Annotated in this window: 11 protein-coding genes; 2 read left to right on the forward strand and 9 right to left on the reverse strand. The window is 72.8% G+C overall.

The features are described 5' to 3' along the window. Positions 1 to 281 precede the first annotated feature (281 nt). The 3 genes from dnaG to dusB are packed head-to-tail and all read right to left on the reverse strand — an operon-like array spanning position 282 to position 4,708. Positions 282 to 2,192, reverse strand: a complete 1,911-nt coding sequence (dnaG, locus tag BIU98_RS11545) for a DNA primase (RefSeq protein WP_071275987.1) — start codon at positions 2,190 to 2,192, stop codon at positions 282 to 284. 39 nt (positions 2,193 to 2,231) lie between these two features. Further along, the gene (locus BIU98_RS11550; RefSeq protein WP_071275989.1) at positions 2,232 to 3,521 is read right to left on the reverse strand and encodes a deoxyguanosinetriphosphate triphosphohydrolase; all 1,290 of its coding nucleotides are present in this window, start codon (positions 3,519 to 3,521) and stop codon (positions 2,232 to 2,234) included. Next, positions 3,518 to 4,708: a tRNA dihydrouridine synthase DusB gene (gene dusB, locus BIU98_RS11555; protein WP_071275991.1), complete on the reverse strand. Its 1,191-nt coding sequence runs from the start codon at positions 4,706 to 4,708 to the stop codon at positions 3,518 to 3,520. Before dusB ends, BIU98_RS11550 begins: the two co-directional genes overlap by 4 nt. A 74-nt stretch (positions 4,709 to 4,782) precedes the next feature. On the opposite strand from dusB, the gene BIU98_RS11560 reads away from it, so the two are divergent. Next, complete coding sequence (locus BIU98_RS11560; RefSeq protein WP_071275993.1) at positions 4,783 to 5,268, forward strand: aminoacyl-tRNA deacylase; 486 nt, start codon at positions 4,783 to 4,785, stop codon at positions 5,266 to 5,268. Positions 5,269 to 5,301: 33 nt separating this feature from the next. Here BIU98_RS11560 and BIU98_RS11565 read toward each other — a convergent pair whose 3' ends face one another. The 4 genes from BIU98_RS11565 to BIU98_RS11580 form a co-directional block, all read right to left on the reverse strand. Continuing rightward, a complete protein-coding gene (locus tag BIU98_RS11565; RefSeq protein WP_071275995.1) occupies positions 5,302 to 5,496 on the reverse strand; it encodes a hypothetical protein in 195 nt (64 codons plus the stop codon). Further along, positions 5,493 to 6,212 carry a DsbA family protein gene (locus BIU98_RS11570; protein ID WP_071275997.1) on the reverse strand — a complete coding sequence of 240 codons (720 nt, stop codon included), beginning with the start codon at positions 6,210 to 6,212 and terminating at the stop codon, positions 5,493 to 5,495. Before BIU98_RS11570 ends, BIU98_RS11565 begins: the two co-directional genes overlap by 4 nt. Before the next feature lie 66 nt (positions 6,213 to 6,278). After that, entirely contained in the window at positions 6,279 to 7,664 is a 1,386-nt protein-coding gene (locus BIU98_RS11575) for a glycine--tRNA ligase (RefSeq protein WP_071276511.1), read from the reverse strand. Between the two features lie 60 nt (positions 7,665 to 7,724). Further along, a complete protein-coding gene (locus BIU98_RS11580) occupies positions 7,725 to 8,750 on the reverse strand; it encodes an aminotransferase class V-fold PLP-dependent enzyme (protein WP_083393220.1) in 1,026 nt (341 codons plus the stop codon). A gap of 71 nt (positions 8,751 to 8,821) precedes the next feature. Between BIU98_RS11580 and BIU98_RS11585 the strand changes: the two genes are divergently transcribed. Then, positions 8,822 to 9,844 carry a LysR substrate-binding domain-containing protein gene (locus BIU98_RS11585; protein WP_071276001.1) on the forward strand — a complete coding sequence of 341 codons (1,023 nt, stop codon included), beginning with the start codon at positions 8,822 to 8,824 and terminating at the stop codon, positions 9,842 to 9,844. Between the two features lie 68 nt (positions 9,845 to 9,912). Here the strand turns inward: BIU98_RS11585 and BIU98_RS11590 are convergent, their stop codons facing one another. Both BIU98_RS11590 and recO read right to left on the reverse strand, forming a co-directional pair. After that, positions 9,913 to 10,710 carry an isoprenyl transferase gene (locus tag BIU98_RS11590; protein ID WP_071276003.1) on the reverse strand — a complete coding sequence of 266 codons (798 nt, stop codon included), beginning with the start codon at positions 10,708 to 10,710 and terminating at the stop codon, positions 9,913 to 9,915. Next, entirely contained in the window at positions 10,707 to 11,546 is an 840-nt protein-coding gene (recO, locus tag BIU98_RS11595; RefSeq protein ID WP_071276005.1) for a DNA repair protein RecO, read from the reverse strand. Before recO ends, BIU98_RS11590 begins: the two co-directional genes overlap by 4 nt. Between the last annotated feature and the right edge of the window lie 245 nt (positions 11,547 to 11,791).

An 11,791-nucleotide genomic window follows, 5' to 3' on the forward strand; every position in this document is an offset into this window, starting at 1 on the left:
ACGCCCCGTGACCACTCGGCGCGGCGCCCACGGTGTGTCCCGACCGGTCGGGAGGCTCGCCCCACGCCCGCCACGCCGCCGCCGCCCGGTGTGCCGCCCGCCGCGCGCCGCCGCCCGCCGCGCGCCGCGAGCCCGGTGGTGCGAGGTTGCGCACCCCGTGCGGGCCGCTGGCGGCGCACCGCGTGTGCAAGCTCGCACCGGGCGGAGGACTGCGCACCGTGCGGGACGGGACGAGACGCGACGGGACGGCCTCGGCGCGCGCCCGCGCCCGGCCGGCGGTCCTACGCGGACTCGGCGTCGGCGCGCAGGCGCATCCGCTGCGCGTCGAGGTCGACGAGCTGCCGCTGGATCTCCCCGCGCCGGTCGGCCTGGTCGTTCGGGTCGGCGCGCTGCAGCTGCCCGAGGAGCGAGGCCTTGCGGGCGAGCAGGTCCCGCTCGACGAGCGCCACGACGATGCCGCGGCAGTAGATCGCGAGGTCCTCGTCCGTGCGGGCGGGGATCGGCGCCAGCGCGAGCTCGGACACGAGGCCGCGGATGGGCGCCGGCACGTCCGAGGTCAGGCGGTCCAGCCAGTCCGACGCGCCGAGGGCATCGACGTTGGCCACGACGGCGTCCCGCACCACGGCGAGCATCGGCGCGGAGAACGTGGCGGCCGCCGCCAGGCCGAGCAACGGCGCACCGACCGACGTCGGCTGCTGCACCATCGCCATCACGGCGTCGCGCTCCATCCGGGTGATCAGGTCGTTCGGCAGCGACCGGAGTCCGGCGACGGGCTCGTCGACCGGCGCGACGAGCTGTCCGCCCGGACCGGCCTGGCCGACGGGGACGGAGCTGTGCGAGCGGGCGTCGGCGGCAGCGCGTGACCGAGCGCCCTCGACGGCACGCCCGACCTCGCCCATCTCGAGGCCGAGCCACCCCGCGAGCTCCCGGACGTAGCCCTGGGTCAGCGAGCGGTCGCGGATGCCGGCGAGCACGGGCGCGGCCGACCGGAGCGCGGCGACGCGGCCCTCGACCGTCTCGAGGTCGTGGCCGTCGAGCGTGCGCCGGATCATGAACTCGAACATCGGACGCTTGTTCGTGACCAACCGGCGGATCGCGTCGTCGCCCCGCGCCAGGCGGAGGTCGCACGGGTCGAGGCCACCCGGCGCCACCGCGACGTAGGTCTGCGCGGCGAAGCGCTGCTCCTCCGCGAACGCCCGGGACGCGGCGCGCTGGCCGGCCTCGTCCGGGTCGAACGTGAAGACGACCTCGCCGTTGGCGTTCGGGTCACCGCCGCTGACGTCCCCGAGCATCGGCCGCAGCACCTTGATGTGGTCGACGCCGAAGGACGTGCCACACGTGGCGACCGCGGTGGTGATGCCGGCGAGGTGGCACGCCATCACGTCGGTGTAGCCCTCGACGATGACGACCTGCTTCTGCTTCGAGATGTCGCGGCGGGCGAGGTCGAGTCCGTAGAGCACGTGGCTCTTGTGGTAGATCGGGGTCTCGGGGGTGTTGAGGTACTTCGGGCCCTTGTCGTCCTCGAGCAGCCGCCGTGCGCCGAACCCGATCGTGGCGCCGGTGACGTCGCGGATCGGCCACATCAGGCGCCCACGAAACCGGTCGTACGGGGAACGGTCGCCCTGGCTGACGAGCCCGGCCGAGGTGAGTTCCTCGATCGTGAAGCCCTGCCCCTTGAGGTGGTCCTTGAGCGCGTCGAACGACTTCGGCGCGAACCCCACCCCGAAGTGCGCCGCGGCGGCCGGGTCGAAGCCGCGCTCCCCCAGGAACCGCCGCGCGGGCTCGGCCGACGGCGTGGTGAGCTGCGCGACGTAGTACTTGGCTGCGGCCTCGTTCGCCGCGATGAGCCGCGCCCGGGTGTTGTAGTCGGTGCGGGGCCCGTCGCCCTCCTCGTAGTGGAGGGTGAAGCCGATCTTCGCGGCCATCCGCTCGACGGCCTCGGAGAACGTGGTGTGGTCCTGCTTCATGATGAAGCTGAAGACGTCGCCGTCCTCACCGCAGCCGAAGCAGTGGTACCGACCGACCTGCGGACGGACGTGGAACGACGGGGAGCGCTCGTCGTGGAAGGGACAGAGGCCCTTCAACGAGCCCACGCCCGCGGACTTGAGCGTGACGAAGTCACCGACGACGTCGGCGATGTTCACGCGTGCGCGGACCTCGTCGATGTCGTTCCGCGCGATGAGTCCAGCCACCCCTCGATCCTAGTTCGCGGGGCTGACCTCGCCGACCGGTCACACGGGGATGTGGACGGTCTCCCGTTCGCCCACGACGAGACGGCGGTGCCACGCGATCGCGCCCTGGTCGGTGAGGTTCGCGACCTGGTCCACGACGGCCCGCAGCCGCCCGGTGTCGTCGGCGGCCTGACGCCAGTCGGCGGCGAACCCGGGCTCGAGGGCGTCGTCGCCGCGGTCGGCCAGCGCGTCGAGGAGCTCGGTGAGCACCCGCCGCTGGTCCTCGTACACGGGCTGCCGGTCGCCCTGGGTCATCACGAACGCCGCGACGATGCCCTTGAGCACCGCGATCTCGCCGATGATCTCCGGCGGGGTGACGACCGACGCGGCGAAGCGCACGAGCGACCCCGAGGCGTAGGCGTCCCGCGTCGCCGTCGTGGCGGTGCGGGCGAACCGGCCGATGAGCTGCGAGGTCAGGTTCTTCAGTCGGGCGGAGTCGCGTCGGGAGCCGTCGTAGGACGTCATCCAGAGGGGCAGCGCCCGGAGACGGTCGAAGGCCTCGAGCAGCTCGTCACGGCTGAGGTCGTCCCCCACCCACGCGTGCATGGCGGACACGATGTCGTTCTCGCCGACCCGGTCCCCCAGCGCGGCCACGTCGATGAACCCGGCGACGACGGCGTCCTCGAAGTCGTGCACCGAGTACGCGATGTCGTCGGAGAGGTCCATCACCTGGGCCTCGATGCAGCGCTGGCGTCGGGGAGCCCCGGCACGGAGCCACTCGAAGGCGTCGTGGTCGTCGTCGTAGAAGCCGAACTTCGTGCGCCCGGAGGACGCTTCGCCCACGCCCTGCGACGCCGGCCACGGGTACTTGCACGAGGCGTCGAGCGATGCCCGGGTCAGGTTGAGGCCGTAGGCGCGGTCCTGGTCCGGCCCCGAGCCGTAGACCTTCGGCTCGAGCCGCGTGAGCAGCCGCAGGGTCTGCGCGTTGCCCTCGAACCCGCCGATGCCCACGGCCCAGGCGTTCACCGCGGTCTCGCCGTTGTGGCCGAACGGCGGGTGACCGATGTCATGGGCCAGGCAGGCGGTGTCGACGACGTCGGGGTCGAGCCCGAGCGAGTCTGCGAGCTCCCGGCCGACCTGGGCGACCTCGAGCGAGTGCGTCAAGCGGTTCCTGGCGAAGTCGAGCCCGGTCGTCGGGCTGAGCACCTGGGTCTTGGCGGCGAGGCGGCGGAGCGCGCTGGAGTGCAGGAGCCGGGCGCGGTCACGGGCGAAGTCGGAGCGGCGGTTGCCGTGCTCCTCGGGCAGCCAGCGCTCGGCGTCGGCGGGCCCGTACGAGGCGGTGGCGCTCATCCGCCGCTGTGGTGCAGCTCGGCGGCGGCGAGGACCTTGCGGAACTCGGCGTCGACGTCGCGGGTCTCGAGCCAGCGGTCGGGCAGTGCCGTCCGCTTCGGGTGCCCAGCGCGACCACGGGGGCCCTCGGCACCGGCACCCGGGTAGGGCGCTGCAGCGTCGAGCTGGCCGAGCAGGTCGTCGATCTCCTGCAGGCTCGACGCCAGTGCGAGCCCGGACCGGACGTCACTGCCGATGGGGTAGCCCTTGAAGTACCAGGCGACGTGCTTGCGCATGTCGCGGCAGCCGTGGTCCTCTGACTCGAAGAACTCCACGAGCAGCTCCACGTGGCGGCGGAACCCCTCGGCGACCTCCCCGAGGGTCGGCATGTAGCGCAGCCCCTCGCCGCGGAACGCCGCCGCGAGGTCGCCGAACAACCACGGCCGCCCCAGGCAGCCGCGTCCGACGACGACGCCGTCGCAGCCGGTCTCGTCGACCATGCGCAGGGCGTCGGCGGCTGACCAGATGTCGCCGTTGCCGAGGACGGGGATGTCGGTGACCGCTTCCTTCAGCGTCGCGATCGCCGACCAGTCCGCCTGGCCGGAGTAGTGCTCGTTCGCGGTCCGCGCGTGCAGCGAGACCGCCGCGACGCCGGCGTCCCGCGCGATGCGGGCGGCGTCGAGGTAGGTGAGGTGGTCCTCGTCGATGCCCTTGCGCATCTTGACCGTCACCGGGACGTCACCGGCGGCGCGCACGGTCTTCGTGACGAGGTCGCGGAACAGGTCGGTCTTCCACGGCAGGGCAGCCCCGCCGCCCTTCCGCGTGACCTTCGGCACCGGGCACCCGAAGTTCAGGTCGATGTGGTCGGCGCGGTCTTCGCCCACCAGGATCGCGGCGGCCTCGGCCACGGTGTTGGGCTCGACGCCGTAGAGCTGGATCGACCGCGGGGTCTCGGACTCGTGGTGCTGGATCAGCCGCATCGACTCGGGGGTGCGCTCGACCAGGGCGCGGGAGGTGATCATCTCGCAGACGTACAGCCCCGCGCCGTACTCGCGGCAGAGCCGTCGGTAGGCCATGTTCGTGATGCCGGCCATCGGCGCGAGCACGACGGGCACGTCGACCTCGATCGGGCCGATGCGCAGCGGCTTCGCCGGGACCCTGAGCGGGACGCCGGCGGAAGCGTCAACGGGTGCGTGTGTGATCGTCATACCCCTTCATTGTCCCATGCCCCTCGCGATCCCCGCGGAAGCGCGGTCAGCTGTGGAGAACTAGCGTTGTCCCCATGACGACGACCGACCCCATCGCCCGCTTCGACGCCGACGCCGCCGCCCGCGGGCTGCGCGTCGAGGTCGTCGAACGCCCCGCCGCGGACTCCCTGGCCCAGGCCGCCGAACTCCTCGGCATCACCGCCGGCGACGTCGTGAAGACCCTCGTCGTGAAGCGCCACGACGGCGACTTCGTGCTGGCGCTCGTCCCCGGCGGCCGCAGCATCGCCTGGAAGAAGCTCCGCGCCGTCGTCGGCGTCAACAAGCTCTCGATGCCCGATGCCGCCACGGCCCTCGAGGCCTCCGGCTACGAACGCGGCACCATCACCCCGATCGGCGCGACCGGGGACCTGCCCGTCTACGCCGACGAGCGCATCGTCGGTCGCCGGGTGGCACTCGGCGCCGGCCGACACGGTGCGAGCGCCTTCGTGGACGCCGACGACCTCATCGCCGCGTACGGCGCGACGGTCGCCGACATCACCGACGAGGAACCGCAGCGCTGACCCCTCGCCGGACGCGGACAGCACGACGCACCCTCAGTCCGGGACCTCGCTCCAGTCCCCCTCAGCGCCGGGCACGAAGCACGCGTCGCCCTCGCAGACCGGCGCCGCACCGGGCGTGACGAGCGTCAGGAGCGCAGGCCGAGCCTCCAGTCCGCCCAGTCCGCCCAGTCCGCCGAGACCGGCCGGGAGGCCCGCCCCGCCGCCCACGGGGACCGTCGCGTCCGTCATCGGGTCGCCGCCACGTCGGCGCTCGCGTCGTCCGTCGCGCGCTCGGTCGCCGAGGCGACCTCCTCCGGCGTCGTGCCGCGGAGCGCGACGACCTGCTGCAGCACCTGCTCGAAGGCCGCGGGGTCCTGGGCACCGGAGACGCCGTACTTGCCGTCGATGACGAAGAACGGCACCCCGTTGATGCCGAAGGCCTCTGCCTGGGCCTGGTCAGCGCGGACGGCGGCGAGCTGGGCGTCGTCGCGGAGGGTGCGCAGCACCTCGTCCCGGTCGAGTCCGACCTCGGCGCCGAGGTCCGCCAGCGACTCGTCCTGTCCGACGTGTTCCCCGCGCTCGAAGTAGGCGGCGAAGAGCCGCTCGACCATCTCGAGCTGCTTGCCGTGCTGCTTGGCGAGGTGGATGACCTGGTGCGCCTTCACCGTGTTCGTGTGCCGGAGGGCGTCGTAGTCGTAGTGCAGGTCGACCTGGGCGGCGATGCCGGCGACCTGATCGATCAACTGCTGGGCCTGCTGCACCGGCAGGCCCTTGTGCTGGGAGAGGAACTCGGCCTCGGTGCCCTCGAAGTCCACCGGGGTGTCCGGGCTCAGCTCGAAGGAGTGGTACTCGACCTCGACCGGGCTGCCGAACGCGGCGACCCCCGCCTCGAACTTGCGCTTGCCGATGTAGCACCAGGGGCAGGCGATGTCGGACCAGACGTCCACCTTCACAGAGTCGTTCATGCTCAACGACAACGCGGCCGCACACCCGGCATTCCCGGGTGCACGGCCGCGTCGGCGGACGGGTGGCTACGCGCCGAGCAGGCGCTCCGCGAGGTAGCCCTGCAGACGGTCGAGCGACACGCGCTCCTGGCCCATCGTGTCGCGCTCGCGCACGGTGACGGCCTGGTCCTCGAGCGTGTCGAAGTCGACGGTGATGCAGAACGGCGTGCCGATCTCGTCGTGGCGACGGTAGCGACGACCGATCGCACCGGCGTCGTCGAAGTCCACGTTCCAGACCTTGCGCAGGTCGTCGGCGAGGCCGCGGGCGACCGGCGAGAGCTGCTCGTTGCGGGACAGCGGCAGCACCGCGGCCTTGACCGGCGCCAGGCGCGGGTCGAGGCGCAGCACGGTGCGCTTGTCCACGCCGCCCTTCGCGTTGGGGGCCTCGTCCTCGTGGTAGGCGTCGAGCAGGAAGGCCATGAGCGCCCGCGTCAGGCCGAACGACGGCTCGATGACGTACGGCACGTACTTCTCGTTCGCCGCCTGGTCGAAGAAGCGGAGGTCCTTGCCGGAGGACTCGATGTGGTTGTTGAGGTCGAAGTCCGTGCGGTTCGCGACGCCCATGAGCTCGCCCCACTCGGTGCCCTGGAAGCCGAAGCGGTACTCGATGTCCGCGGTGGCGTCCGAGTAGTGCGCGCGTTCGCCGTCCGGCACGTCGAAGCGGCGGAGGTTCTCCGGGTCGATGCCGAGGTCGGTGAACCATGCGACGGAGTCGGCGATCCACTGCTCGTAGTGCTCCCCCGCCGAGGCCGGCGGGACGAAGTACTCGATCTCCATCTGCTCGAACTCGCGCGTGCGGAAGATGAAGTTGCCGGGTGTGATCTCGTTGCGGAACGCCTTGCCGACCTGGCCGATGCCGAACGGGGGCTTCATGCGGCTCGTCGTCACGACCTGGGCGAAGTCGACGAAGATGCCCTGGGCGGTCTCCGGGCGGAGGAAGTTCAGCCCCTCTTCGGACTCGACCGGGCCGAGGTAGGTCTTGAGCATGCCGGAGAACTCGCGGGGCTCGGTCCACTGGCCCCGGGTGCCGCAGTTCGAGCAGGCGATCTCCGCCATGCCGCCCTCGGGTGCGCGGCCCTTCTTGGCCTCGAAGGCCTCGATGAGGTGGTCCTCGCGGAAGCGGTGGTGGCAGTGCAGGCACTCGACGAGCGGGTCGGTGAACGTCGCGACGTGCCCGGAGGCCTCCCACACCTTGCGCGGCAGGATGACGGCGGAGTCGAGCCCGACCATGTCCCCACGGCCGCGGACGAACCGCTGCCACCACTGGCGCTTGATGTTCTCCTTCAACTCGACGCCGAGGGGCCCGTAGTCCCAGGCCGAACGCGATCCGCCGTAGATCTCACCCGACTGGAAGACGAAGCCGCGGCCTTTCGCGAGGGCGATGACCGAGTCGAGACGGGAGGGCTGAGCCAAGGAGAACTCCATCAGTGTCGCCGAGCTGGATGCTCGGTGCGGGGAAGGGACCGGGCAAGCCTAACGGGCGAGCACCGCGGCGACGGCGTCCACGTCCGACTCGTCGTTCCAGTGGTGGAAGGCGAGCCGGAGCCGCCCAGCACGGCCCGACGCGGTGATCCCCGCCGCACGCAGCGCCGCCAGCGCGGAGCCGGACGCGTCCGGGACCGTGACGATCGCCTGCGTCTGCCGGGCCGACCCGAGGGCGTCCGTCAGCCGGTCCGCGAGGGTGGTGGCGTGCCTCCAGGCCGAGGCCACGTCGACGGACGCGACGTGCCGCAGGGCGGCGACCGCCCCGGGCCAGGCTTGCCAGGCCGGGGAGACGTCGAACCGGCGGGCGTCGTCGGCGAGCCGCATCGCCGGTCCGTAGCAGGAGGCCCAGACGTCAGCACCGGCGTACCACCCGGCCTGGGTCGGTCGCAGCCAGCCGAGGGCGTCGTCCGAGACGGTCATGAAGGCGACGCCGCGCGGGGCGCAGAGCCACTTGTAGGCGTGGGTGACGGTCACGTCGTACGGCTCGGCCGACACCGGCAGCACGCCCGCCGCCTGCGTCAGGTCGCAGAGCGTCCGGGCGCCGACCGACCGCGCCCCCGCCACGACGGCCGCCGAGTCCACGACGACGCCGGTCGCCGACTGCACCGCGGACCACGCGACCAGCGCGGTGTCGGACCGCAGGCTGGTCGCCAGGGCGTCGAGCGGGACGCTCCGGACGCGGACGCCGCGGTGCGCCTGGGCGAGGAACGGGAACACGATCGAGCTGAAGTCGCCGTCGGGCACGACCACCTCGGCGCCGTCGGGCAGCGCCGCGGCGACCACCGCCGTCATCGCCGAGGTCTGCGAGCCGGTCGCGATCCGCTCGGCCGGCACGCCCACGACCTGGCCGAAGAGTTCGCGGCCCTCCTCGACGAGGCCGCCGTACCGGACCGGGTCCACGTTGCCGCCCTCCCAGGCGTCGAGGTCGGCCCGCATCGCGGCGAGCGTCCCCCGCGTCGGGAGTCCGGCGGTGCAGGCGGCGAGGTAGCCGTGGCCGTCGACGAAGGAGTCCATGGTCGCCATCGTCGTTCCGGCACGGTCATCACACCAGGACAGCTTGCTTCGCCCTGCCATAACATCTCGTTGTGGACGACCTCGACCCGCAGCTGCTCAGGACCCTCCGTGCCGTCGCCGACGCTGGCTCCATCACCGGCGCCGCGGCGTCCCTCGGGTACAGCCAGCCCGCCGTCAGCCAGCTGCTCCAGCGCGCGGAGCAGCGACTGGGCCACGCGCTCGTGCTCCGTGGCGCCCGCGGGGTGAGCCTGACCGAGGCCGGGCAGGTCCTCGCTGACCACGCCCTGCACGTGCAGGCAGCGCTGACCGCCGCCCGTGAGGACCTCGACGCCGTCGGCGGCCTCACGCGCGGACGGGTCAGGATCGCCGGGTTCCCGAGTGCGTCCTCCACGCTCGTCCCGGCCGTGCTCGCCTGGTTGGCCGACCGCGTGCCGGGCGTCACGACGACCTACGTCGAGGTAGAGCCGCCCGAGGCGCTCGCCATGCTGCGCCGCGGGGAGGCAGACGTGGCGTTGACCTTCACCTACGTGGGCGACGAGATGGGTGCGGTGCCGGACCCAGGGCTGCTGACGCAGGCGATCGGGCGGGACCCGCTGGCGCTGGTCACGGCCGTAGGGGCGGGGGCAGGAGCGGGTGCGGGTGCGGGGTCGGCGGTCCGGCCGGGAGGCTCGGATCGCGGTGGTCCCGCCGGTGCGGGTGGCGCCGTGGCTGGATCGGGTGCTGCTGCCGGCGGCGGGCCGCCGGGAGTCGTGGATCTCGCGTCGCAGCGGGAGGCTCGGTGGATCGGGGGCTGCCCGCGCTGCCGGGGGCACCTGCTTGCCTCGTGCGCGACGGCCGGGTTCACGCCGGACATCGTGCTCGAGACCGACAACGCCGCCGCGGTCGTGGGGCTTGTCGCCGCGGGACTCGGCGTGGCACTGCTCCCCCGGCTGGCCCTCGCGACGACGGTCATCCCCGCCGGGGTGTCGGTCGACCCCGTGGACGAGGACCTGGCCCGTCGCGTCGAGGTCGTCGTCGTCCGCGGGGCCGAGCGCGTGCCGAGCGTCCGTGCGACGCTCGAGGCCGTCCGCGCGGCGGCGTCCCTGCTCGCCTGAGCCGCGGCGGCGGCGGACCGCGCCGGCCCGCGCCGCCGGCCGCCGCCGGGCCGCGCCGCCGCCCGAGGTCAGGCCGTCGGGACGTCCACAGCGCCGCCGAAGCGCCGGTCGCGCCGGGCGTACTCCTCCACCGCGCCCCAGAGGTCCGTGCGCCGGAAGTCCGGCCAGAGCCGGTCGAGGAACACCATCTCCGCGTACGCCGACTGCCACAGCAGGAAGTTGCTGGTCCGCTGTTCGCCTGAGCTCCGCAGGAACAGGTCGACGTCGGGCATGTCCGGCACGTAGAGGCGGCGTACCAGAGCCTTCTCGGTCACCTGGCTGGGCTTGAGCTTCCCAGCGGCGACGTCCTCGGCGATCGACCGCACCGCGTCGGCGATCTCGTTCCGGCCGCCGTAGTTGACGCACATCGTCAGGGTGAGGACGTCGTTGCCCGCCGTCATCCGCTCGGCGGTCTCGAGCTCGTCGATGACGCTCCGCCACAGCCTCGGACGTCGACCGGCCCAGCGCACCCGCACGCCCCACTCGTGCAGTTGGTCGCGACGACGCCGGATCACGTCGCGGTTGAAGCCCATCAGGAAGCGCACCTCCTCTGGCGACCGCTTCCAGTTCTCCGTCGAGAACGCGTACGCCGAGATGTGCTTGACGCCGATCTGGATCCCACCGGCGACGACGTCGAGGAGCGAGGCCTCGCCCGCCTTGTGGCCCTCGATCCGCGTGAGCCCGCGGCCGTTCGCCCACCGACCGTTGCCGTCCATCACGATCGCCACGTGCTCGGGGACGAACCGCTGCGGGATCGCCGGGGGCGTCTCACCCGTCCAGTCGACCGGACGGAAGGGTTCGGGAGCGTCGGTGCGGCGGGGGCTCATGCGGTGCTGGTTCCTTCGTGGACGTCGGGGAGGGCCGGTGCCGGCGTCGTGGCGACCGCCCGTGCCGTCGCCGCCGGACCGTCGTGCGTCACCGGGACGGGAGCGGGGTGCTCCGTCCGGTCGACGTGCGGCAGCGACTTGAGCGATCGTTCCAGGTGCCACTGGGCGTACGCGGCGACCACGCCGGAGGCCCGCGACCTGGTCCGCTCGTCCGCCGCGTCCACGGCGGCCCAGTCCCCCGCGAGCAGCGACCCGAGGATGTCGAGCGTCGCGAGGTCGAGCCGCGGCGACCCGGGCGGGGCGGCCCCGTCCGCGACGACACCGCCGAGCTGGACCACGAACGCCGAGTGCGGGCCGGGCTCTCCCGTCACCGCGCAGTCCGAGAACGAGGGCGCCCACCCCGCGATGCTCATCGCCCGCAGCAGGTAGGAGTCGAGCGTGGCGGAGGGCACGTGCTCGCCGCGGGACAGCGACCGCAGGGCCCCGACGAGGAGCAGGTACTGCTGCAGGCCGGCGTCCGCCTCGCTCAGCCGGTCAGCGGTCTCGACCATCGCGCTGGCGGCCGTGTAGGCGCTGTAGTCGGCCACGATCTGCGCGCCGTATGCCCCGAGGGACTCGGCCTGCGTGACGATGTCGAGCGAGCGGCCCTCGTAGAACTGGGCGTCGACGACCATGAACGGCTCGAGGCGGCTGCCGAACTTCGACGCCGTCCGCCGCACGCCCTTCGCGACCGCGCGGATCTTGCCGTGCTGTCGGCTGAGCATGGTGACGATGCGGTCCGCCTCGCCGAGCTTGTGGGTGCGGAGCACGACGCACTCGTCCCGGTACAGCGGCATGCCCCCAGTATCCCCCGCCGCACCGACAGCCCCTCGCAGACGCAGGTCCGCGCCCGCAAGGCAGGTCCTCCCGCGCGCGGCAAGTCCTCTCGCGCGTGGCAGGTCGTCCCGCGCGGACTGAGTCCTTTCGCGCCTGGGGAGTCGATTCGCGCGTTGCAGGTCGGATCTTCTGACCCGCAACGCGCGGAACCACTTGCCATCGCACCCGACAGGGGTGGGAACGCACCACGGCCGGGAGGCGCGGT

Origin of the sequence: Curtobacterium sp. MMLR14_010 (assembly GCF_001865015.1) — a bacterium.
Taxonomy (GTDB): Bacteria; Actinomycetota; Actinomycetes; order Actinomycetales; family Microbacteriaceae; genus Curtobacterium.

Bases quoted from the DNA above. Each gene is read 5' to 3' on its own strand.
- BIU98_RS11550 (WP_071275989.1), bottom strand. From the start codon at position 3,521: ATGAGCGCCACCGCCTCGTACGGGCCCGCCGACGCCGAGCGCTGGCTG.
- dusB (WP_071275991.1), bottom strand. From the start codon at position 4,708: ATGACGATCACACACGCACCCGTTGACGCTTCCGCCGGCGTCCCGCTC.
- BIU98_RS11560 (WP_071275993.1), top strand. From the start codon at position 4,783: ATGACGACGACCGACCCCATCGCCCGCTTCGACGCCGACGCCGCCGCC.
- BIU98_RS11565 (WP_071275995.1), bottom strand. From the start codon at position 5,496: ATGACGGACGCGACGGTCCCCGTGGGCGGCGGGGCGGGCCTCCCGGCC.
- BIU98_RS11570 (WP_071275997.1), bottom strand. From the start codon at position 6,212: ATGAACGACTCTGTGAAGGTGGACGTCTGGTCCGACATCGCCTGCCCC.
- BIU98_RS11580 (WP_083393220.1), bottom strand. From the start codon at position 8,750: ATGGACTCCTTCGTCGACGGCCACGGCTACCTCGCCGCCTGCACCGCC.
- BIU98_RS11590 (WP_071276003.1), bottom strand. From the start codon at position 10,710: ATGAGCCCCCGCCGCACCGACGCTCCCGAACCCTTCCGTCCGGTCGAC.
- recO (WP_071276005.1), bottom strand. From the start codon at position 11,546: ATGCCGCTGTACCGGGACGAGTGCGTCGTGCTCCGCACCCACAAGCTC.